The following is a 22,451-nucleotide window of genomic DNA, read 5'->3' as shown; positions in this document are numbered from 1 at the left end:
GTGTCGGTGGTGGGGCCTTGCGAGACCGCGCTTAATCCTTGCGCCCCCCGCGCCTCCCGGGGGGGGGGGGTCAGGGCGGTCGGCGCGGGGGGGGGGCCCCCCCCCGGCCCCCCCCCCCCCCACCCCGCGGTCACTTCGCCTCCGCGGGCTCCGCTTCCGCCTCCTTGGCCGCCGCGTCGATCGCCGCGAGCGACTTGCGCACCTGGTTGCGGTCCGTCGTGTACCAGAAGTCCGGCAGTGACGCCTTGAGATAGCCGCCGTACCGTGCGGTGGCCAGTCGCTGGTCCAGTACGGCGACCACGCCCCGGTCCCCCGACGCGCGGACGAGCCGGCCGGCGCCCTGGGCCATGAGCAGGGCCGCGTGCGTGGCGGCCACCGCCATGAAGCCGTTGCCGCCCGCGTCCTCCACCGCCTTCTGCCGGGCGCTCATCAACGGATCGTCGGGCCGCGGGAACGGGATCTTGTCCATGACGACCAGCTGGCAGCTGGGGCCGGGGACGTCGACGCCCTGCCACAGGGACAGCGTGCCGAACAGGCAGGTCTTCGGGTCGGCCGCGAAGTTCTTGATCAGTTCACCGAGGGTCTCCTCGCCCTGGAGCAGGATCGGGAACTCGGGAATCCGGGAGCGCAGCTCCTCCGCCGCGAGCTGTGCGGCCCGCATGGACGAGAACAGCCCGAGCGTGCGGCCGCCGGCCGCCTGGATGAGCTCGGTCAGCTCGTCCAGCATGTCGGAGCGCTCACCGTCACGCGCGGGCCGTGCGAGATGCTTGGCGACGTAGAGGATGCCCTGCCTGCGGTAGTCGAACGGCGAGCCGACATCGACGCCCTTCCACTGCGGCAGATCCTCGCCCTCGACGCCCTCGGGGGCGAGCCCCAGCGAGGCGCCGACGCCGTTGAAGTCGCCGCCCAGCTTGAGGGTCGCGGAGGTGAGGACGACGGCGCGGTCGGCGAAGAGCTTCTCCCTGAGCAGGCCCGAGACCGACATGGGGGCGATCCGCAGGGACGCGCCGAAGCGGTCGTGCCGCTCGTACCAGACGACGTCCCACTCCGAGCCGTTCAGGACCCGCTCGGCCACGTCGTGGACCGACTCCACCGAGGCGAGCGCCTGCTTGCGCACCGCGTCCTCGTCCTGCACCGACTTGTCGCGGGTGGAGCCGAGCGCGGTGATGACCGTACGGGCGGCGTCCCGCAGTGCCATGAGGGCGTAACCGAGATCTTCCGGGATCTCCTCCAGGCGGCCCGGCAGGGCCAGCTCCATCAGCCGCTCGAAGCCCTCCGCAGCGGTCTGGAGCTGATCGGCGGCCTTCTCGTCGACGAGCTTGGCGGCGCGGCGCACCGCGCGACTGACCTGGCCGGGTGTGAGTTCGCCGGTCGCGACGCCGGTGACCCTCGAGACGAGTTCGTGGGCCTCGTCCACGATCAGCACCTCGTGCTGCGGCAGCACCGGCGCGCCCTCGATGGCGTCGATGGCGAGCAGTGCGTGGTTCGTGACCACGACGTCGGCGAGCTTCGCACGCTCGCGGGCCATCTCGGCGAAGCACTCGGCGCCGTACGCGCACTTCGACGCGCCCAGGCACTCCCGCGACGACACCGACACCTGCGCCCAGGCACGGTCCGACACACCCGGGGTGAGATCGTCCCGGTCGCCGGTCTCGGTCTCGTCCGACCAGTCACGCAGCCGCAGGAGGTCCTGGCCCAGCTTGCTGGTGGGCGCCGCGGCCTCGAACTGGTCGAAGAGGCCGTCCTCCTCGTCCTGCGGCATTCCCTCGTGCAGGCGGTGCAGGCAGAGATAGTTCGACCGGCCCTTGAGCATCGCGAACTCCGGGCGGCGGCGCAGCTGCGGGTGCAGGGCATCGACCGTGCGGGGCAGGTCGCGCTCCACGAGCTGGCGCTGCAGGGCGAGGGTGGCCGTGGCGACGACCACCCGTTCCCCGTGCGCGAGCGCCGGCACGAGATAGCCGAGCGACTTACCGGTGCCGGTGCCGGCCTGGACCAGCAGGTGGGATCCGTCGTCGATCGCCTCGGCGACCGCTTCGGCCATGGTCACCTGGCCGGGGCGCTCCGTACCGCCGACAGCGGTGACGGCGGCATGCAGGAGTTCAGGGAGTGGGGGCTTCGTCATAGCGTGACCAACCCTACGGCCCGGCACTGACAAACGTGGGCCGGAAGCGGACAGCGGGGGCGGGGCTCCGGGCCGGCTGCCCGCAGACGACATCCTCACGGGTGACGCCGCTCGTACCGCCCCGCAACGCACCGACGTCCGCCCCCGGCCGGCCCACGCTGCCGACGTCCGCGCGGCTCCCGCCCCCCGGCACATCTCTGCCGTGGGCACTGTGTGCCACCGCGATCTCCTTCCGCCGCGCGGGGCGGGTCGGCAGGCTCGATGTCTCGACCACCGTGGATCTATTTCCGTCCGCATCCCTCCGGGAGAGACCAATGGACATCCGGCAACTCCGGACCTTTCACCGTGTGGCCACGCTGGGGAGCTTCACCCGGGCCGCGGCCGAACTCAGCTACGCGCAGTCCAGCGTGACCGCGCAGATCAAGGGCCTCGAAGTATCCCTCGGCAGCGAGCTGTTCGAGCGGGTCGCGGGCAAGGTCAAGCTCACTCCGGCGGGTACGCGGCTGCTGCCGTACGCGGCCCAGATGCTGTCGCTCGCGGACGAGGCGCGCGGTGCGGCATCGCCGGACGCGCGGCCGGAGGGGGTGCTGACGATCGGCACGATGGAGAGCATCACCTCCTACCGCATGCCGCCCGTCCTGGAGTACTTCCACCACCGCTACCCGCGGCTGCAGATCGCGCTGCGGCCCAGCCTGTGCGCCGAGACCCTGCATTCGCTGCGGCAGGGGGTGTTCGACGCGGGCTTCCTGATGGAGGCCGAGACCCAGCACTCGGGTGTGCACAGCGAGGTCCTCGGCGTCGAGCCGCTCGTCATCGTGGCCGCTCCGGGCCACCGGCTCGCTGACGAGACCAAGGTGGAGACCGACGAGCTGCGCCAGGAGTCGGTGCTCGCGCCGGAGGCGGGGTGCGCCTACCGGGAGCTGCTGGAGGCGGAGCTGAACGACGGCTCCGGTGAACCGGTGCCGTTCCTGGAGTTCGGCAACATCGAGGCGATCAAGCGCGGTGTCGGCGCGGGGCTCGGGATCAGTCTGCTCCCGCGGATGACGGTCGCCGACGAACTGGCCGCCGGATCGCTGGTGCCGCTGGCCTGGGAGCCGCCGTTCGAGCTGTACACCCAGCTCGCCTGGCGCAAGGGGTCGCAGCTGTCGCGCGAGCGCCAGGTGTTCGTGGAGCAGGTCATCGAATTCCTCAGCCGGGAATACCAGGAGCCCTGAGCGGCGGGAGCGTCCGGAAAAGCAGGAGCGGTATGCGGTCAGGGCCCGACCTCGTTCTCGTCGATCGAGCGGCTCGATAAAGCCCATCTGTAATACCGAACCGGTTTTCTGGACTCTGCCACAGCCCGGTACGGAGACTCAGAGAGTCACAGTTTCAGCGGCAAGGAGAACCTCTTATGTCTCAAGTCATGCTCCCGGCGAAGAAGTTTGTCGTGTCGAGCGTGTCTTCCGACGCCCATATGTGGAATCTGGTCTTTCTGCAGTTGCTGCTCGAGGAGCAGGGCGCGGACGTCGTCAATCTGGGTGCCTGCGTGCCGGATGAGCTCATCATCGAGGAGTGCCGGCGGTCCCGGCCGGACGCGCTGGTCATCAGCACGGTGAACGGCCATGGCCATCTCGACGGACTGCGTCTGATCCGCCGCATACGCAGCGAGCCGGATCTGGCGGACCTGCGTGTGGTCATCGGCGGAAAGCTGGGCGTGCGCGGCGCTGAGAACATCGTGTTCGCCGAGGAGCTCGCGCTCAGCGGATTCGACGCGGTATTCGAGGCGGACGGCGGTATCGACGGATTCCAGGAATTCCTGGCGACCCTGGAAAGCGCGGAACGGCCCGAACTCACCTCCGGGGCCGCCGCGTGAACACACCGGCGCGCGCAAACGAATATCCCGTGGCCGGGAGCGGGCCGCTGGGGCGGTTCTCCCGCCACATTCGGGAGGCGCATGGACAGGGGCGTCTCGTCGTCCAGCCTCGGATGGGCTTCGCGGATCTTGCCACGATGCGCGAGGGACTGCTCGGGGTGCGGGCCGCCGACGCCACCTCGGTGGGCACGATCACCCTGGACAGCTACACCCGGGTCAACGACCACGACTCGGCGCGGGCGGCCCTGCGCACCGGCGCGGAGCTGAACGGTTTCCCGCTGGTGGCGCACGGACCCGGGACCACCCGGCAGTTGCTGGACGCGGTGTCGGGGGACGACTTCCCCGTCCAGGTCAGGCACGGTTCCGCGCTGCCATACCCGCTGTTCCAGGCGATGGTGGCGGCCGGCGTGGACGCCACCGAGGGCGGTCCCGTCTCGTACTGCCTGCCCTACAGCCGAGCGCCGATCAGCGAAGCGGTGAAGGCCTGGGCCCAGTGCTGCGAGCTGATCGCCGCGCAGCCGGTGCCGATGCATCTGGAGAGCTTCGGCGGCTGCATGCTCGGGCAGTTGTGCCCGCCGAGTCTGCTGGTCGCGCTGAGCGTGCTGGAGGCGTTGTTCTTCCGCGAGCACGGACTGAGCGACATCTCCCTGAGCTATGCGCAGCAGACCCACCCGGGACAGGATCTGGAGGCGATCGCGGCCCTGCGCCGGCTCGCGGGCGAGCGCCTGCCGCAGGCCGACTGGCACGTGGTGCTCTACACGTTCATGGGGGTGTTCCCGCGTACTCCCGTGGGCTCGTACCGGATCCTGGAGGAGAGCGTCCGCCTCGCGGTGCGCAGCGGCAGCGAGCGGCTGATCGTGAAGACCCCGGCGGAGGCGCACCGGATTCCCACGATCGCCGAGAACGTGGACGCCCTGGAGTTCGCCGACGCCATCGCGCGGGACGAGGCGGGCCGGGTGCCGGACGTCGAGGCCACGGACACGGGCATCTACGAAGAGGCCCGGCTGCTGATCGACAGCACCCTGGAGCTGGCGCCGACCGTCGGCGAGTCGCTGGTCCGGGCCTTCGCACGGGGCCATCTGGACGTGCCGTACTGCCTGCACCAGGACAACGCCAACAGATCGCGGGCGTATGTGGACGGGGGGGGCATGCTGCGCTGGGCGGAGCCCGGGCGGATGCCCCTGCGGGTGGCGCACGGCGGCACCCGCCGGCCGGTCAGCGCGAAGGGGCTGCTGACGATGCTCGGCTTCAACGAACGCCGCTTCGACCGCGAGCAACTGACCAATGTGCAGCACCTCAGGGGGCTGCAGTACTCCCCCACCAGGAGCATGTCATGAGCACACCCACCCTGGACGCCGTGCGCGAGCGCGGTGTCCTCCGGGCCGCGGTCAGCCGCGGCATCCGCGGGCTGTCGCTGCGCGGCGACGACGGCCGGTGGAGCGGCCTCGACACCGATGTCGCGCGGGCCGTGGCCGCTGCCGCCCTGGGCAGCGCGGACGCCGTCGAATGGGCCCCCACCGATCCGGCGCAGCGGCTCGGCCGGCTGGCGTCCGGCGAGGTCGACCTGACCGTCTGCAATGTCAGCTGGACCCTGGGCCGGGAGGCTTCCCTGCCCGTGCTGTTCGCGGGAGTCACCTGCTACGACGGCGAGGGCTTCCTGGTACGCGCGGACAGCGGGATCACCCGTCCCGAGGAGCTGGCCGGGCACCGCGTGGCCGTGCAGGCCGGAACCACGAGCGCAACCAACCTGGCTTCCTGGTACGGCGGTCGGGGACTGGCCGTCGAACCGGTGGCGTACACCACGCCGGGCGAGACGCTCGCCGCCTACGCCGCCGGCGCGTGCACGGCCTACGTCCTCGACCGGGTGGCGCTCGCCGGGGAGCGGGCCGCGCTCGACGACCCCGCGGCCCACCGCATCCTCGACACGGCCATCTCGCGGGAGCCGATGGCGGCGGCCGTACGCGACGACGACCCGGCCTGGTTCCGGCTGTGCCGGTGGGTGCTGCAGCTCCTCGTGTCCGCCGAACACCAGGTGGACGAGGTGGGCGAGCGGGAGAAGGCGCTGGCCCAGGCCGCCGAGACCGCGGGCGTGCACGGGCCGGCCGTCGGCCTCGACCGGGACTGGGCCGCCCGGGTCCTGTCCGCGGTCGGCACGTACGCGGACGTCTACGAACGCAATCTCGGCCCGGCGACCGGCCTCGCCGTGCCGCGCGGACTCAACGAGCTGTGGACCAGGGGCGGCCTGCACTACGCCGTGCCCCTGCACTGACCAACCGCCCCTACCCCCCAGAAAGGCACTTCACATGAGTACCGACACTCGGGCACCGAACCAGGAGACAAAGGGAGCGATCGAGCTGACGCTCGCCATGGTGCTCTCCGGCACCCTGGGCGTCTTCGTGATCGAATCCGGCGCTTCACCCTTCAACGTGGTGTTCTTCCGCTGCCTGTTCGGCACGATCGCGCTGGGTCTCTACTGCTTGGTGCGCGGCTTCTTCAAGAACCACGGCTTCACCGCCAAGAAGCTCGGCCTGGCGGCGCTCGGCGGCGCGTTCATCGTGTTCAACTGGGCTTTCCTCTTCAAGTCGTACCAGGGCACGTCGATCTCCGTGGCGACGGTCGTCTACCACACGCAGCCCTTCTACGTGATGCTCCTCGGCTCGCTGATCTTCCGTGACAAGATCACGGCCAGCAAGGTCGGCTGGCTCGGGGTGGCCTTCGCCGGACTGGTCCTGGTCGCCGGGGTGTCGGCGTCCGACCTGACCGGCAGCGGGGACAGCGCCTATCTGGCGGGCCTCGGCTACGCGCTGCTCGCCGCCGTCTTCTACGGCGTCTCGACCCTGATCACCAAGCGGGTCACCGGTGTGAAGCCGCATCTGGTCGCCCTGGTGCAGCTGGTGCTCGGCATCTTCCTGCTGCTGCCCTTCACCACGCTGAGCGAGGCCAAGAACCTGGGCGCCGGCTGGGGCTGGCTGGTCGGCCTGGGCGTCATCCACACGTGCGTGATGTACGTCCTCATGTACTCCTCGTACCAGAAGCTGCCCACCCCGAAGATCGCCGTCCTGGCGTTCGTGTACCCCGCCGTCGCGATGCTCATGGACTGGGCCGTGTACGGGCACAGCGTCAGCCTGCTGCAGGCCCTCGGCATCCCGATGATCGTCGCCGCCAGCCTCGGCATCAACCTCGGCTGGTCCTTCAAGGGCCGCGCGGCCAAGGCGGCGGCCACCGCGCCCGCCGCCGGCACCGAGGCCGTACGCGGCACCGAGCCCAAGGTCGAGATCAAGTCTGGAGGAAACCGATGACACGCGTCACCGACCCCGCCGCCCCCCGGATCGCCATCGTCGGCGCCACCGGCGCCGTCGGCAACACGCTCATCGACCTGATCGAGCAGCGCGGCCTGCGCTACCGCGACATCCAGCTGGTCGCCTCGGCCCGTTCGGCGGGCACCGAGCTGAGCGTCGACGGTGTGCGGTATCCCGTGCAGGCCGTGGACGAGTTCGACTTCTCCACCGTCGACCTGGCGTTCTTCTCCGCGGGCACCGAGGCCAGCCAGCAGTGGGTGCCGAAGGCCACCGCCGCCGGCGCCGTGGTCATCGACAACACCATCGCCTACCGCATGGACCCGGACACCCCGCTGGTCGTACCGCAGGTCAACGCGCACGAGCTGGACCGGCGCCCCAAGTCCGGGGTGATCGCGAACCCCAACTGCTCGACCATCCCGCTGGTACGGCTGCTGAAGGGGATCGAGGAGCGGTGGGGTGTGCGGCAGGCCGTGGTCAGCACCTATCAGGCCGCGTCGGGGCTGGGGCACCCGGGCGTCGAGGAACTGCGCGAGTCGAGCCGGGCCGCCCTGGAGAACCCCGACGAGCCGTACCCCGCCAAGGAGTTCACGCCCTCACTGGCCTTCAACGTCATTCCGAAGATCGACCGCTTCCTGGACACCGGCTTCACGCTGGAGGAGCAGAAGATGCTCCAGGAGTCCCGCAAGATCCTCGGCATACCCCATCTGGACGTCACCACCACCTGTGTGCGGGTGCCGGTCGTCACGGGCCACTCGGAGACCGTGTGGATCGAGGCACAGGGCGTGGTCGACCGCGCCGAACTCGTCGAGGTGCTGGCGGCGCTGCCCGAGGTGACGGTGCACGACCGTGAGTCGCCGCGCGAGTTCCCGACGCCCACGACCATCGACGACCCCAACCGGGTGCACGTCGGCCGCGTCCGCGTGAACCCGAACAATCCGCGCGCCTTCTGGCTCTGGCTGGTCGCCGACAACCTCACCATCGGCGCCGCGCTCAACGCCATCCAGATCGCCGAAGAACTGATCGCCCGGGGGACCCTGTGACAGCCGCACCACCGACGCAGCAGCCGCCCGCGGTCCTGAAGTTCGGCGGCTCCAGCTTCCGCACCCTGGCCGCGTACCAGCAACTCGCCGAGTCTCTGTCCCGGCGGATGGACGAAGAGGGCAGCCGCCTGGTGGTCGTGGTGAGCGGCCAGCCCGGTGAGACGGAGCAGTTCCGCGAGCGGCTCAGCCAGGTCAACCCGCACCCGGAGGACGAGACCGTCGCCGGTCTGCTGACCCTCGCCGACACGGTGGGCGCGCAGCTGCTCGCCACGGCACTGCACCGGACGGGCCGCAGCGCCACGGTGCTCGCCGGCCACCAGCTGGGGCTGACCACGGACTCGTCGTTCATGTGGGCCCGGTTGGAGCACACCGACCCGGAGCCGCTGCGTACGGCGGTCCGCGACCACGAGGTCGTGGTGGTGCCGGGCGGCCAGGCCGCCGACCAGGAGGGCCGGCCGACCTGGCTGGGCAAGAACAGCTCGGACCTGTCGGCGGTGGCGGTCGCGGCGGCGGTCGGCGCGCACAGCTGCGAGATCCACTCGGACGTCGACGGCATCTACAGCTCCGACCCGCACCTGATCACGGGCGCCCGGCTGCTCGGCGAAGTGTCGTACAACACGGCGGCGTTGATGTCACTGTACGGCGCGAAGGTGCTGCACCGAAGGGCCGTCCGGCTCGCCCAGCGCAATCGGATCGAGATCGTGTGCCGCTACAACCGGCCGCCGTTCCCGCGCGGTTCGGTGATCGGTACCGCGGGTTCCTCGGTGGCCGCGGTCGTCCTGAACCAGCGTTCGGCGGCCCTGCGGTACGCGACGGAGGAGCTGGCCGACCAGGCGTACACCGTCTTCCACGGCGCCAACATCGATGTCGTCCGTCTGACGTCGGGCCCGCTGGTCGCCGTCACCGGCGGTTTCGTCGACCTGCCGGAGTTCCAGCGGCGCAACGGGCTGACTCCGGGTGAGTACGCGGGCATTCCGGTGACCGCGGTGCGCGGCAGCCAGGTGGCCACCCGGCTCGCCGCCGACGAGGAGGACGCGCTGCACCTCACGCAGCGCCTGCACGACTACGTGAACCGTCCCGGCGCGGACCTTGCCCCGGACGCGCCGCTGCTCGAGATGCAAGGAGTGTGACAGCCATGACCGCGACCACCGTCCACACCGTGCCGGCCACCGAACCCGTCGCCAGGGAGACCTTCCGCGAGATCGCCCTGCCCGACGCGGTACGGGACGCGCTCGGGGAACAGCTGGAGCGACTGCCGGACCCGAACATCGACATAGACCACTCGATGACCCGGCTGCTGCAGACCTTCGCGACGCTGCCGACGGCGCTGCTGCAGCAGATCCTGGACTTCGGCCGGCACATCGACACTCCCGGTGTCAGCCTGATCAGCAACCTGCCGGTGGACCCGGAGCTGCCCGACACGCCGTCGGACGGCGGGCCGAGCCGGGAGAAGACGTCGTTCGTGGCGGAGGGCGTGCTGCTGGGCCTCAGCGGTCTGCTCGGTGAGCCCATGGGCGTGCTCACGGAGAAGGCCGGCCAGTTGGTGCACGACGTCATTCCGGTCCAGGGAGGAGCGCGGACCCAGACCAACCAGGGGTCCGAGACCTTCCTCAACTTCCACAGCGACATCATGCACGACGTGATCGGCCGGTACGACGTGGCCAACCCCGACTTCCTCGTACTCAGTTGCCTGCGTTCCGACCACGAGGGCGTGGCCGGCACCTTCTACGCCGATGCCCGTGACATCTCGGCCGCGCTCACGCCGGAGATGCTCGACACCCTGCGCAGCCCGCTGTTCCGGCTGAACGCGCCGGGCAGTTACGTGCGTGACGTCGCCGGTGGGCAGGACGTGCTGTCCGAGCCGGTGCCGATGATCAGCGGCCATCACGACTTCCCGGAGATCGCGATCTCCGCCAACGGTGTGCACCCGCTCACCACTGGGGCGCGGGAGGCGCTGGAGACGCTGCAGCAGGTCTGCCGCCAGGTAGCGCACAGCGTCCAGCTGCGCCCGGGCCAGGCGCTGCTGATCAACAACCGGAAGGGGGTGCACGCCCGGTCCACGTTCACGGCGCGGTACGACGGCCGGGACCGCTGGCTGCAGCGGACCTATGTACGCCGGAGCCTGTGGAACGTGCGGTACCGCGTGACGGAGCAGAACCGCCGCGTGCACTACTGAGCCGCCGGCCGGCTCCGACCGGGCGTGCCGCTCACCGCAGAGCGGCACCTGCCCACCCCCGCGCGCCCCGCAGGCCGCCCGGCTCACCCCCCGGCGACCGGCGGGGCCCGCCGCCTTCCGCCCCACGGCTTCACGGCCCGTGCTTTCCGCCGCACGGCTTTACGGCCTGTGGCTTCCGCCCCACGGCTTTACGGCCCGTGCCTTCCAGCCCACGGCTTTACGGCCCGTGCCTTCCGCCTCACGGCTTTACGGCCCGTGGCTGTCCGGCCTGTCGTTTCCGGCCCGCCGACCGGCGGGCTCGCCGCCTCCCTGTCCGCGGCCTTGCGGCCCGCCGTTTACGGCCCGGAGCCGGCGGGCTCGCCGCCTCCCAAACTGCGGCCTTCCGACCCGCCGCTACCGGCCCGGAACCGACGGGGTTCGCCACCGCAACCGCGGCCTCCCAAACCACGGCCTTCCGACCCGCGGCTTTCCGGCCCGCGGCTTTCCGGCCCGCGGCTTTCCGGCCCGGCGACCGGCGGGCTCGCCACCTGAACCGGGCCTCCCGAGCTGCGGCTTTCCGACCCGCGGCTTCGGCCCGGCGCTTTGCAGCCCGCCGTTTCGCGGTCCGGGGCGGCCCCCGGCCGCTGTGGCATCAACCGGTCATTCCCGTGACGGCCAGGCGTGGGCGGCTGTTTCCCGCCCGGGTACGTCGGATGATCGGTGGGGCCGACCACATCACCTGTTGCCGGTCCGGCAAGCGCCCCCGCACGGAGGAAGACCACCATGAGCACTACGCGAGAGTTCCGTCGCAGCAACACCGACTCCGCCGCGTCGCCGGCCCCGGCCGCGGCGGCAGAGGACGACCTGATCTGGGGCTGACGACTCGCCCACCCGGCCGAAGGGCCTCGGGGCGGGCGGGGTCAGCCCCAGAGGTCCGTGGCGGGTCGCGCCCGGGGGCCGTTCGGCCGCTGTGGTTCGTGAGGCTCCCCCGGGACGCACAGCGTCTGCGGCACGTTCACCAGGTCCGCCGCGGTGGCCGCGTGCAGGGTCGCCGCCCAGGACCGCGCGGTCGCGGGCGGTGAGCCGAGCAGCACGAGCAGACCCCGCTGCTCCGCCTGCTCCATCATGGCGAGGGCCGTGGTGAGACCGCCCACGGCGTCCAGTTTGAGGTTGATCCCGTCGTACCGGGCCACGAGCCGCCCCATGTCCCCGACCTCGCCCCGGGACAGATCGGCGATGATCGGGAACGGGCGGCGCAGGGTGACGAGCGCCGCCGACTCGGCCTCGGGCAGCGGCTGTTCGAGCACCCGCACCCCGTGGTCCGCGAGCTTCGGCAGCATCGCGTGCAACCGGTCCACGTCCCACCCGCCCTCGGCGTCGGCCATCAGCCAGGCGTCGGGCCGATGACGGCGCACCGCGTCGAGCCGGGCGAGGTCGTCCTCGACGGCGCCGGCCCCGAGTTTCAGCTTGAGCGAGGAGAAGCCGTCGCTGTGGCGCAGTTCGGTCTCCAGCCGGGTGTGCTCCAGCAGCGGGAGGGTGCGGACGACCGGTACCGGGCGCGGCCGGGGAACCCCGAGCAGTTCCCAGGTCCGTTGCCCGCTGCGCTTGGCCAGCAGGTCCCACAGCGCGGTGTCGAGGGCGCTGCGCAGGGGGCCCGGCGGCAGCATGTCCAGCAGTTCGACCGGGCTGATCACATGCGCCAGCTGGGCTTCGACCGAGGCCAGTTGCTCGCTGACGGCTTCGCGGCTGTCCGCCTCCAGATACGGCAGGAGCGTGGCCTCTCCCCGCCCGGTGCTGCCCGCTCCCCGCAGCCTGACGCGCAGTACGGCCCACTCGCGCGGCACGTCGACGGCTCCGCCGTCGGGTGCGGGCACGGGCAGTACGGCGCACTGGACCCGCAGCGGTGTCCCCGTCAGGGATCTGAGGAGTACCGGGTCGAACACGAGGAGGGCTCCTGACTCAACTGGCACGTTGCCGGAGCACCATCCTGTCCACCGGCCCCGGCAAGGGCCAGCACGAAAGCCCTGCCCATGGCGGCCTGGCCCCAACCGGACAACCGAAGGCCGGCAGCCACCCCGACCGCCCAGGGCCGCTCCTCACACATCAGGCCGGCTTCGGGCTACGGCCGCCTGCCGGCCGACCGGAGCCCCGCGACGCCGACAGGATCCGGGCGAGAGGCCCTCAGTCCAGCAGGCCCAGCTTCGCCGCCGTGATGCCTGCCTGGAACCGGCTGTCCACGCCCAGCCGCGCCATCAGGTCCGCCATCATCCTGCGCAACGTCCGGACGGACACACCGAGTTCGCGGGCGATCGCCTCGTCCTTGCGGCCGGTGGCCATCAGCCGCAGCATCCACAGCTGCTGGGAGGTGAACCCGGACTCCTGGCCGGACTCGGCCGCGTCCAGGGGAGCGGCGGACGCCCAGCACATCTCGAAGACCTTAGCCAGCAGTGCGGTGACGGCCTCACCGCGCAGCACCATCATCGCGCCGCTCGATCGGACGTGCAGGGCGGGCACCAGCGCCTGCACCCGGTCGACCAGGATGAACCGGAACGGCACGATGCTGGCGATCCTCAGGTCCGCGCCCGCTGCCCGCAGCTCCTGCAGATGGGTCATCGCATGGGTGATCCGGGTCATGGGCCGCAGATGGATGCTGCGCATCGACACCCCCCGGTCCAGGACCCGCCGGTCGCGCCGGAGTCCCTGGGCTAGCACGTCCGGCGGCATCACGGGGCCGGGGTGCATGCTCAGGATCTCCGACGTGGCCATGTCGGCGGCATCGCCGAGGACGCGTGCGATCTTCTCCGGGCTGGTGACCACCTCGAGGCCGCTCGTCCGCGCCGTGTGCAGCGGCAGAAACGCCTCGCGCATCGCGCCGACGCGCTCGCGGGTCCGCCGGATCTGCTCGGTCAGTTCCATGACCGCCTGCTCCTCGGCCGTGAGCAGCCTGAGCAGTGCGGCCTCCGGGGCGGTCGCCCTGACGGTCCGCTCCCCGGTCGCCGAAGCGCCCTCGGACACCTCGATGAGCAGGCCGAGTCCCAGGAGTTCCTGACGGGCCTGCTCGATCTCGTCGACGCTGCTGTCGAGTTGCTCGCAGGCGGTACGCACGGTCCAGTCGCTGCGGGCCGATGCGTACTCGAACAGTCTCAGGGCCTGGGACCCGATGGTCGGTGCGCTCATACCGTCCATTGCCTCCGTCCCCCTGACCCTCCGAGTAGCTAATAACATACCCTCTCGAAGGTATTTTTTCCAGAGAAGAAACGGCCGTGCACGCGACCTGCGGCCGGCCGCCGACGCGGGCGCGCTGCGCGCGCCGCGCGGCGGCGGCCGCGAGTGGAACGGGAGACTCCCGTGAGTCGGGCGAGTCAGGCTCCGAAGACGGCCTGCGCGTAGGACTGCGCCGAAGCGTCGAAGCGGAGCATCGCATGCGTCGACGCGGACTGGATGTCACGCCAGCGGCGCTGGACGGGGTCCTGCTGGGCCTGCCCCCGGCTGCCGGTCGTACGGAACAGCCGGTCCGCGGCGGCCACGCACATCTCGACGGCGGCCACCACGTCCCGCACCGTCTCCGCCACCGCCAGGGGCTCGATCCGTGCCGCGTCGGCGCGCCGGGCGGCACCGTCCAGCAGCAGCTCGGCGGCCCGCAGCCCGGCCGACGAGCGGGCAAGTGCCGTGTGCAGGGCGGGCGTCGAGTCCGCCCGGCCGCCGTCCGGACCCCTGCGGTCCACGGCGGCGCGGGTCCAGTCCGTCAGCGCGCCACGGGCGGCGCCGAGCACCGGTGCCGCGAACATCAGCGCCGCCACGAGCAGGTAGGGAACGCTGTGACAGCGCGCCGCGCCCTGCTCGCGCGGAACGAGCAGCCGGGCCCGGGGCACCGCGCGGTGCGCGGGCACGAAGACACCGTCGAGCCGGACCGTGTTGCTGCCGGTGCCCCGCATACCGAGCGGGTTCCAGGTGTCGAGGACCTCGCAGTCCTCGATCGGGACGAGCAGGAGCGTGGGCACCTCGCCCCCGGAGCCCTCACCCCGGGAGGCCTCACCGCCGGAGCCCACGCCGCCGGATCCCACGCCATCGGACCCCACGCCGCCCGATCCCTCGGCGAGTGCCGAGAGCAGAACCCAGTCGGCGAAGTCCACGCCACTGACGTTCGGCCACTCGCCGCTGAGCAGCCAGCCGCCGGGGACGGTGGCGGCGCGCAGCCCCGGCGGTGCGATGCCTGCCGCGATGCGGGTGTCGGGGGACGTGCCCCACAGGTCCCGCCGGGCGCGCCCGGGCAGGTAGGAGGCGAGCCGGCCATGGGCGGCGAAGAGCGTCCCCACCCAGGCCGCCGAGGTGCAGCCCTCACCGACGTGCGCGGCGGCCTGCACCAGATCGGTGAACGAGCCTTCCGTGCCCCCGTGTTCAGCGGGCACGAAGTGCCGGTTGAAGCCGGCCCGGGCCATCTCCACGACCACGTCGAGATCGAGTCGGCGCCGTACGTCGGCCTCGTCGGCGTGCCATGCCGCGACCCGGGCCGCACGGCGCACCGACAGGCCCGCGGCCGGGGAGGTGTGCTGTTCCCGCTCGGAGTCGCCGGGGGTGGAAGCGGAGGACCGGATCACGCGAAGACCTCCTGCACGCCGGGACGGACCGCGGCCGAGGCGGCAGCCGGGGCCGCCTGCCAGCGCGCACTGCCGGACGCCACGATCCTGCCGTTCTGCACGGCCTCCACGGTCAGGGTGACCTCGTCCGCCGTCCCGGATGCGCCGGGCTGCCGTACGACGAGCCGGGTGGGTGCGGTCAGTTCGCAGTAGGCGGCGAACTTCACCCCGCCACCGGACATCGTCCACTCGTACAGCGGCGCCGGAGCCGGCCCCAGGGCCGCCCGCGAGACCTGCCGGACGGCCTCCAGCAGCAGCATCCCCGGCACATGGTCGCTGGGGTGGTCGAAGAACACGGGGTGGGACTGATCGACGTGCAGCAGCCACGTGCCACCCGGCTCCTCACCCACCGATGTCTCGTCCGGCAGTCGGGACTCGGCGACGACCACGTCCATGGACCGCTCGCGGCCCACGAGTTCGGGCGCCATCACGCGTGCGCCGGGCTGCACCGCGGTGACCGCGGTACCGGGGGCGGGCGGCACGGCCCCGTCGGCGCCGCGACGGCGTACCGCCGCGTAGCTCGCGCGGTCGACCGCCTGCCAGGAGACGCTGCCCGTGGCGCGCACCCCGCCCGAGGAGACGAGCTGGGCCTCCAGACTCATCACCGCGCGCTTCGGAGTGGGTTCCCTGGTCTCCCGGCAGCGGACCTCCAGCACCACGGACTCGTCCTCGGCGCCGTCCGCACCGGGCGCCGGGATGTCGAAGTCGAGTCCGCAGAACACGAACGGGTGCTCCAGCGGCACCCCGTAGAAGCGGTGCGAGAGGTAGATCGCCGTCTGCCGCAGCATCTCGACGAAGAGCGTCGGGTCGGTCCCCCCGGCGACGTCCGGGCGGTACAGCCCGTGGCCGGCCGGCTGCCGCACGGCCAGATAGAAGAGTCCGGGACGCACCCGTACGGCGTCGGTCAGCAGCACCTCGTGTGCCGCCTCCTTGTGGACCAGTTGCTGCGGAACGGTCCGCTCGAAGCCCTCCCCCCACGTGTCCTTCGGTATGTCCGTCACCAACACGTCGCCACTCATCACTGGCCCCCACACAGATAGACGAATCAGACGCTGAGCACACAGAGACGGCCGGGGGAGATCTTCCCCGGCAACCGGCGAGAAATATACCTGCGGGAAGGTATATTGCAATGGCGATCTCTGGGATCGTGGGATGCATGACCGGTAATCGACGACCCGCGCGCGCCGGCGCGGGTCACGGAGCGTCACCGCCAGAGCCGCCTCCCATTGACCGGGCGGCTCGGACGCAGGAAACATACCTTGGGGATGGTATTTTTCGTTCCGAGGTCGCAATGCCGGGTGAAGGGGGGTCCCAGGATGGTCAAGCAGGAACGCGCGCGGCGCACGTACGAGGCGATACTGGACGCCGCCGCGGAAGAGTTCGTCTCCCTCGGCTACACGCGCACGACGCTCGGCGGCGTGGTCGCCCGCACCGGCCTGACCAAAGGCGCGCTCTACGGCCACTTCTCCTCCAAGGAGGAGCTGGCCCGGACCCTGGTACGACATGGCGCCGCGGTGTGGGCCGGGCTTCTGGCGGACATCGAGTCCGCGCGGCTCGCGCCACTGAGGGCGCTGCGCACCTCCACCGTGTCGCTGGCCGGCCGGCTCTGGTCCGACCTGCGGGTGCGGGCAGCCTTCCGCCTCGCCTCGGAGATGCCGGGGGACACCCTGGAGAGCGGCCCCCTGCTCACCGAGGTCTGGGACTTCCTGGTGGGCAACGCGAAACAGGCGCAGGCCGACGGCGAGATCCGGATGCGCTGCTCACCCGAGTCCGTGGCGCAGCTGCTGCTCTCCCTGGTCCTCGGCTTCCAGCACCTTCCCGTCCCGCGGGGCGACCTGCCCGCCAAGGACCGCGTCGAAGAGCTGTGGGTCATCGTCGCGACCGCACTCCGCTCCCCCGGGGCCGTCCTCGACGCCTGACCCTCGGCAGCAGCTCATACCTTCGTGACGGTATATTCAGCCCCGAGCGGTGAGGCACGGGAGCCCGGCCCCCAAGGCCCCGAACCTTGGGCGGAAGAAACCTGAAACACTGCGTCCGCTTCATGCGCCACGCCCGCCGGAAAGCCGGAGATCCATGAACAGCACATCGTCCGCCCGCACCACGACCGGCCGGGAACCCAAGCAGGAACGTGCCGTACGCACCCGCGCCCAGGTCCTCGACACCGCCGCCGAACTCTTCGCCGAACGCGGCTACGAAGCCACCTCGATCGTCGACATCGCCGAGCGCGTCGGCATGACCAAGGGCGCCGTGTACTTCCACTTCAAGAACAAGGAAGCCATGGCCATCGCCATCGTCGAGAACAACTACGAGCGATGGCCCGCCCTGCTGAAGGAGGTCCGCACCCCGGACCTCGACCCCCGCGACACCATCCTCGCCCTCCTGGACCGAACCGCCGAGGCCTTCCACACCGACCGCACCATCCAGGCCGCCACCCGCCTGCAGTCCGAGCGCTCACTCATCCACACCCCCCTGCCCGAGCCCTACGTCGGCTGGATCGACCTCCTCACCGGCCTCTTCGAGGAGGCCGAACGGGCCGGACAGCTCAAAGCAGGACTCGCCCCGCGCGCCGCCGCCCAGGTCGTCGTCGCCTCCTTCTACGGCATGCAGCACATCTCCGACGTCCTGCACCGGCGCACCGACCTCCTCGACCGCTGGCAGGAACTACGCACCGTCACACTCCAGGCCCTCCTTCCCCACGACTGACCGGCCCGGCCGAACCGGCCTGCGCTACAACACCTCACGCAGGACCCGGTCCCGGATCATGAGGGCGGCCCGCTTGCCGGGCAGCTCGACCTCGTCCGCGAACCGGAAGCCGGCGCTCAGGAACGCCGCGACGGAGGGGGTGTTGTGAAGGTCGGGTTCCGCCACGACCCGGGCGCACGCGGGGCGCCGGTCGAGGATCAGATCGGCCACGACTCGCAGCAGGGCGGACCCCAGCCCCCGTCCTCGATCCGCGGCCCCGCCGACGAGCACATGGACCCCGGTGTCATGGGGACGGGCCGGGTAGTGGCCGGCCAGGGGATCCAGGTCCGCCCGGTAGATCTCCCAGTAGCTCATCGGCGTGCCGTCCAGTACGCCGAGACACGGCACGCTGCGTCCGCCGCCTCCGAGTTGGGTGCGCAGGTGGTGCTCCGTCCGGTTCTCGGGCCCGGCCAGGTTCCAGAACTCCGAGACGGCGGGGTCGTTCATCCAGCGGTGGATGAGCGGCAGGTCTTCGTCGATGCGCACGGGCACGAGGTGGAAGGGCCCGACGCGCGTGAGCACTGTGCCCCACGTGGGGAGCTCGTCCGGGAGATGGGCCGTCCCTCTGGCGAAGAGGGCGAGGAAGTCCGCGGGCAGATGCAGGTCCAGCGTGTCCTCGCAGTCCGCGTCGTCGTCCTCGATGGCGAACCCCGTGTAGGGGGCGCCCGGGGCGACGGGAGCGGCCGGCTGGGCAGGGCTGGGGCCGGCGTTCGCGTCGGTGGGAGGCATGGTGCGCTCCTCTCAGGAGACGAGGTGGGTCATGTTCCTCGGGTGGTGCGGGGAGAGGTGGGGTTCGCTCAGGAGTGCAGGGGGTTGGCGACGGTGACGTAGACGGACTGGGTGTCGACCGGGCCGACGAGTTCGTCGAGGCCGTGCAGCCGGGTCAGCAGGTTGGCCTTGCAGCGCAGGACGGGTGAGTCGAGCAGACGGCGGGGCAGGGAGGTGCGCAGTGCGGTGGGCCCTGCGGCGACGTCGGTGAGGAAACGGCGGAAGGCCGCGAGGAGCAGCCGCTCGTCGGCGAGGCGCTGCGCACCGAACGCACCGATGAGACCCAGCACGTTGTTGACGGCGAGGTAGTAGACGAAGCGTTCGTCGGTCACCTCGTCGGAGACGAAGGTGTCACTGCGCTCGCCGATACCGGGCAGCCGGGCTTCCAGTTCTGCTCGCCGGGACTCGCGGAAGTAGTAGCCCTGGTTGTCGCGGTAGCGGCCGCCGGCGGGCCAGCCGTCGCCGTCGAGCAGGAGCAGGGTGTTCTGCTGGTGGGCCTCCAGGGCGATGCCGGCCTCGCTGTCCAGCCACAACACGGGACGGACGACCTGTTCCAGGTACCGGAGGAACCACTCCGCGGCAACGGCCGCGAGGGGCCGTCCGGTGCGTGCGGCGAGCCGTTCGACGAGCTGGGCCAGCCGGGAACGCATGGGCCAGGTGGTCCGCTGCGGCGAGGGGTCGCCGTCCGGGTCGGGCACGGGCCGGAGCGAGAGGAGCCCGGCGACGCAGCCGACGTCGTCGGTCGGGGCGAACGGGTTGTGCCTGATCACCACGTCGAGTCCGGGTACGGGAGGTCCGTCCGGGGCGTCCACGGCGAGCCAGGCCGGGTCGCGGACGATGTCGAAGCAGGGGTGCGCGGCCTGCCATCGCTGGGCCAGGCCGGTGCGCAGCAGCCGGTGCACCTCGACTCCTCGGTGGAGTTCCTTGCGCAGGTTCTCGCGGCGCGAGTTGGTGATGCGCAGGCCGAGGGACAACTTCAGCATCGCGGGGGCGCCCGATCGGTGGACCGTGCGGACGGAGGAGGTGGGATGCCAGCCGGTGCCGAGGGGGCCGAGGTCACGCAGGAGTCCGGAGTCGAGCAGGGCGGCGAGAGGTTCCCGGTGGCAGAGCTCACGGGCCTGCCACGGATGCAGGGGGAGGGCGGCGTAGCCCGTGGGCAGCGGGAGGTCGGTTTCCGCCAGGCGCCGGATGAGGTGAACGGCCGGGACGGGACGGCCTCGCTCGGTCCAGGCCGAGTCGGTGGCGAGAAGGGCTGGGGCGACGGCCATCCAGTGCAAGGGGAAGGAGCCGCGCAGCTCTGGTGAGTACCGGCGGGTTTCGGCCTCGGTCAGGCCTTCCCGGCTCTTGGGGGCCGGGTGCAGCGGGTGTCCGAGGAGGAGGGCCTGCTCGGCGGAGAGAAAGAGGTCGGGGACATCGCGGGGGTGCTCGCGCCGGTCGCGGAGGAAGGTCGCGGTGCGACGCTGGGAGTCCGCCACCCTGGCCACGAGACCACCGTCGTCCAAGTGGCCTGTGGCTGTGGGGTCCGGGACGGAAGCGGCACTGCCCGTGTCACCGGCGGTCTCCCGGGCGAGCAGAGCCGCCAGGGTGACGGCGTCGACCGCAGGGGCGGCCGCGGGGGCGCTGATCAGGCGTGGCGGACCGAAGCGGTGCAAGCCCGTCGGTGACCAGTAGCGGACCGGCACGAGCAGGGAGGTGCCGCTGGCCGGAAGCGGAAGGCAGAGCGTGCCGCTGTGCGGGGCTGCGAGGTCGCTCTCCCGTACCCAGCACCGCAGCAGGTTGTCCACGGCCGCGGCCTGGGCCGCGGTGCGCGGGTCGGGATCCTCCAGCAGGTCGGCGCCGGGCTCGGTCACCCGGGTGAGGTCCGCGGTGCGCCTCTTCTGCGGGGGAACCGACTCGGCGAGCGGCACATGAGGGGCCGGGATGCCGGGGTCTCCCTGTTCGTCGGGAGCACCGGAGCTGCCGTCGGGAGTGGGGGTGGCGTTCATGACGGCTCCTCGTTGGCCGGCTGGTGGTGCGGGGCTCGTGCTGTCGCTCGGTCGCCGTTCCCGCGTGGCGGGCGTGAACGAAAGGGCGGGGGTGTGTCACGGAAGGCCGCTCTCGACCCGAACCTCGTTGTTTTCTGGCGGAGTTGAGGTCTGGTGTCGGTTCGGCTCTCAGCCTGCGTGCTGCGCCGAGTCGTGGTGTCGGCTGCGGTGTGGGTCGTGTTCCCCGTGGGTGCGGGCCACCGCTGCCACCGCGTCCGCGAGGCGGTCCAGTACGGCTGCCGCCTGTTCGTCGCTGATCGTGAGCGGCGGAAGCAGCCGGACCACGGCGGAGTGACGGCCGCCGAGTTCGACGATCAGTCCTCGCTGGAGACACTCCCGCTGGACGGCCGCGGCGAGTTCGGGCGCGGCCCGACGCGGGGTGCGGGCGGGCTCCGGACCGGTGGGCATGGGGCGGTGGTCGTCGGGCTCGGCGCCGGTGCCCTCCGGGTCGACCATTTCGACCCCGATCATCAGCCCACGCCCCCGCACCTCCCCCACGCACGCGAACGTGTCGGCGAGTTCCCCGAGTTGGTCCAGCATGCGGGAGCCGAGGGCGGCGGCTCGTTCGGCGAGGCCGTTCTCCCGGACATGGATGAGGGTCGCGGTGCCCGCGGCCATGGCGAGTTGGTTGCCTCGGAAGGTTCCCGCGTGGGCGCCGGGCGGCCAGACGTCCAGATCGTCGCGGTAGACGATCACGGCCAGCGGGAGGCTGCCGCCGATGGCCTTGGACAGGACCATGACGTCGGGGCTGACGCCGCTGTGGTCGACGGCCCAGAAGGCGCCGGTCCTGCCGACGCCGGTCTGGATCTCGTCGGCGATCAGCGGGATGGACCGGTCGGCCGTGAGCTGCCGCATGCGGCGCAGCCAGTCGTCCGGCCCGGGAATCACCCCGCCCTCGCCCTGGACGGGTTCGAGGATCATCCCCGCGGGCAGGGGCACGCCGGACTTGGGATCGTCGAGGAGGGACTCGGTCCAGCGGGCCGCGAGTTCGGCGCCGTGGGGGCCGCCCACGCCGAAGGGACAGCGGTAGTCCTGCGGATAGGGCAGGCGGGCGACCTGGAGGTCACGGGCACCGCCGGAGGCGGCCAGGGCGCCGGCGGTCATGCCGTGGTAGGCGCCGGTGAAGGCGAGGATGCCGGTGCGGCCGGTCGCCGCCCGGACCAGTTTGAGGGCGGCCTCCACGGCATCGGTGCCGGCCGGTCCGCAGAACTGGACACGGGCACGGTCGGCGAGGCCGGGCGGGAGGGTGCGGAACAGCTCGGTGATGAAGGCGTCCTTGACGGGGGTCGCCAGATCGAGGACGGAGAGAGGAGCGCCGGAGTCGAGGACCCCGCGGATGGCTTCCAGCACGACCGGATGGTTGTGGCCGAGGGCGAGTGTGCCGGCGCCGGAGAGGCAGTCCAGATAGCGGCGGCCGTCGGCGCCCTCGATGGTGAGCCCTCGCGCCCGGACCGGCACGATGGGCAGGGCCCGCGCGTAGGTCCGGGCCGAGGACTCGCGCGCCGACTGGCGTCTGAGGATCCCCTCGTGCACAGCACGCGCTTCCCCGTGCAAGCCTCCAGCCATCGACTCGGTTACGGCCACGGCGCGCTGTCCTCCCCGCTGTTCAGAGGCGTGTTGATCCGCCGGGGACCGGGTGCAGGCAGCTGGCCCCCCACCGCTACAACCCCGGACCGTTCGACGGGTTACGGGTTGCCCCGAGATCGTCCGTCGGGCAGTCACGGGTGAGTGGACGTCAAATCGGTAGATCTCCGGCTGATTGGCCAGGTCAGACGGCTTGTAGCCGAACCGTTGCCGTTCCGTCGGAACTCC

Annotated in this window: 18 protein-coding genes; 10 read left to right on the top strand and 8 right to left on the bottom strand. The window is 71.6% G+C overall.

Annotation, left to right across the window (positions count from 1 at the left end; genetic code table 11):
* Positions 1–130: 130 nt before the first annotated feature.
* Entirely contained in the window at positions 131–2,122 is a 1,992-nt protein-coding gene (locus ABZ624_RS33655) for an ATP-dependent DNA helicase (protein WP_360097697.1), read from the bottom strand.
* 314 nt (positions 2,123–2,436) lie between these two features.
* On the opposite strand from ABZ624_RS33655, the gene ABZ624_RS33650 reads away from it, so the two are divergent.
* From ABZ624_RS33650 to ABZ624_RS33615, 8 genes are all read left to right on the top strand, one after another.
* Positions 2,437–3,336 (top strand): LysR family transcriptional regulator, encoded by a 900-nt coding sequence (locus ABZ624_RS33650; RefSeq protein ID WP_360097694.1) that lies wholly within the window; start codon positions 2,437–2,439, stop codon positions 3,334–3,336.
* Positions 3,337–3,512: 176 nt separating this feature from the next.
* Positions 3,513–3,974 carry a cobalamin-dependent protein gene (locus tag ABZ624_RS33645; RefSeq protein ID WP_360097691.1) on the top strand — a complete coding sequence of 154 codons (462 nt, stop codon included), beginning with the start codon at positions 3,513–3,515 and terminating at the stop codon, positions 3,972–3,974.
* Positions 3,971–5,311, top strand: a complete 1,341-nt coding sequence (locus ABZ624_RS33640; protein WP_360097688.1) for a methylaspartate mutase — start codon at positions 3,971–3,973, stop codon at positions 5,309–5,311. The genes ABZ624_RS33645 and ABZ624_RS33640 overlap by 4 nt, the downstream gene beginning before the upstream one ends.
* Entirely contained in the window at positions 5,308–6,243 is a 936-nt protein-coding gene (locus ABZ624_RS33635; RefSeq protein WP_360097685.1) for a transporter substrate-binding domain-containing protein, read from the top strand. The genes ABZ624_RS33640 and ABZ624_RS33635 overlap by 4 nt, the downstream gene beginning before the upstream one ends.
* A gap of 34 nt (positions 6,244–6,277) precedes the next feature.
* The gene (locus tag ABZ624_RS33630; RefSeq protein ID WP_360097682.1) at positions 6,278–7,273 is read left to right on the top strand and encodes a DMT family transporter; all 996 of its coding nucleotides are present in this window, start codon (positions 6,278–6,280) and stop codon (positions 7,271–7,273) included.
* Positions 7,270–8,313 (top strand): aspartate-semialdehyde dehydrogenase, encoded by a 1,044-nt coding sequence (locus tag ABZ624_RS33625; RefSeq protein WP_360097679.1) that lies wholly within the window; start codon positions 7,270–7,272, stop codon positions 8,311–8,313. Before ABZ624_RS33630 ends, ABZ624_RS33625 begins: the two co-directional genes overlap by 4 nt.
* Positions 8,310–9,443, top strand: coding sequence for an aspartate kinase (locus ABZ624_RS33620; RefSeq protein WP_360097676.1), 1,134 nt, complete (start codon positions 8,310–8,312; stop codon positions 9,441–9,443). The genes ABZ624_RS33625 and ABZ624_RS33620 overlap by 4 nt, the downstream gene beginning before the upstream one ends.
* A gap of 5 nt (positions 9,444–9,448) precedes the next feature.
* Positions 9,449–10,489 carry a TauD/TfdA family dioxygenase gene (locus ABZ624_RS33615; RefSeq protein ID WP_360097673.1) on the top strand — a complete coding sequence of 347 codons (1,041 nt, stop codon included), beginning with the start codon at positions 9,449–9,451 and terminating at the stop codon, positions 10,487–10,489.
* 899 nt (positions 10,490–11,388) lie between these two features.
* On the opposite strand, the gene ABZ624_RS33610 is transcribed toward ABZ624_RS33615, so the two are convergent.
* The 4 genes from ABZ624_RS33610 to ABZ624_RS33595 all read right to left on the bottom strand — a co-directional run bounded on the left by ABZ624_RS33610 (position 11,389) and on the right by ABZ624_RS33595 (position 16,124).
* A complete protein-coding gene (locus ABZ624_RS33610) occupies positions 11,389–12,411 on the bottom strand; it encodes an enolase C-terminal domain-like protein (RefSeq protein ID WP_360097670.1) in 1,023 nt (340 codons plus the stop codon).
* Between the two features lie 238 nt (positions 12,412–12,649).
* Positions 12,650–13,645, bottom strand: coding sequence for a LuxR C-terminal-related transcriptional regulator (locus ABZ624_RS33605; protein WP_360097667.1), 996 nt, complete (start codon positions 13,643–13,645; stop codon positions 12,650–12,652).
* Positions 13,646–13,830: 185 nt separating this feature from the next.
* Positions 13,831–15,066: an acyl-CoA dehydrogenase family protein gene (locus tag ABZ624_RS33600; RefSeq protein ID WP_360097664.1), complete on the bottom strand. Its 1,236-nt coding sequence runs from the start codon at positions 15,064–15,066 to the stop codon at positions 13,831–13,833.
* A complete protein-coding gene (locus ABZ624_RS33595) occupies positions 15,063–16,124 on the bottom strand; it encodes a ScbA/BarX family gamma-butyrolactone biosynthesis protein (protein WP_360097661.1) in 1,062 nt (353 codons plus the stop codon). Before ABZ624_RS33595 ends, ABZ624_RS33600 begins: the two co-directional genes overlap by 4 nt.
* A 297-nt stretch (positions 16,125–16,421) precedes the next feature.
* Here ABZ624_RS33595 and ABZ624_RS33590 point away from each other — a divergent pair, with 297 nt between their 5' ends.
* Entirely contained in the window at positions 16,422–17,024 is a 603-nt protein-coding gene (locus ABZ624_RS33590) for a TetR/AcrR family transcriptional regulator (protein ID WP_360097658.1), read from the top strand.
* 154 nt (positions 17,025–17,178) lie between these two features.
* Positions 17,179–17,808, top strand: a complete 630-nt coding sequence (locus ABZ624_RS33585; protein WP_360097655.1) for a ScbR family autoregulator-binding transcription factor — start codon at positions 17,179–17,181, stop codon at positions 17,806–17,808.
* Between the two features lie 24 nt (positions 17,809–17,832).
* Here the strand turns inward: ABZ624_RS33585 and ABZ624_RS33580 are convergent, their stop codons facing one another.
* The 3 genes from ABZ624_RS33580 to ABZ624_RS33570 form a co-directional block, all read right to left on the bottom strand.
* Positions 17,833–18,576 carry a GNAT family N-acetyltransferase gene (locus ABZ624_RS33580; RefSeq protein WP_360097652.1) on the bottom strand — a complete coding sequence of 248 codons (744 nt, stop codon included), beginning with the start codon at positions 18,574–18,576 and terminating at the stop codon, positions 17,833–17,835.
* A 68-nt stretch (positions 18,577–18,644) separates the two neighbouring features.
* On the bottom strand, positions 18,645–20,600 hold the full coding sequence (locus ABZ624_RS33575; RefSeq protein WP_360097649.1) for an IucA/IucC family protein: 1,956 nt from the start codon (positions 20,598–20,600) through the stop codon (positions 18,645–18,647).
* Positions 20,601–20,768: 168 nt separating this feature from the next.
* Positions 20,769–22,205, bottom strand: coding sequence for a diaminobutyrate--2-oxoglutarate transaminase family protein (locus ABZ624_RS33570; RefSeq protein WP_360097703.1), 1,437 nt, complete (start codon positions 22,203–22,205; stop codon positions 20,769–20,771).
* Positions 22,206–22,451: the final 246 nt, after the last annotated feature.

The organism is Streptomyces sp. NPDC007205, from assembly GCF_040634095.1.
Lineage (GTDB): Bacteria > Actinomycetota > Actinomycetes > Streptomycetales > Streptomycetaceae > Streptomyces.
Note: the sequence above shows the minus strand (reverse complement) of the source record. Positions and strands in the feature narration are given on the sequence as shown.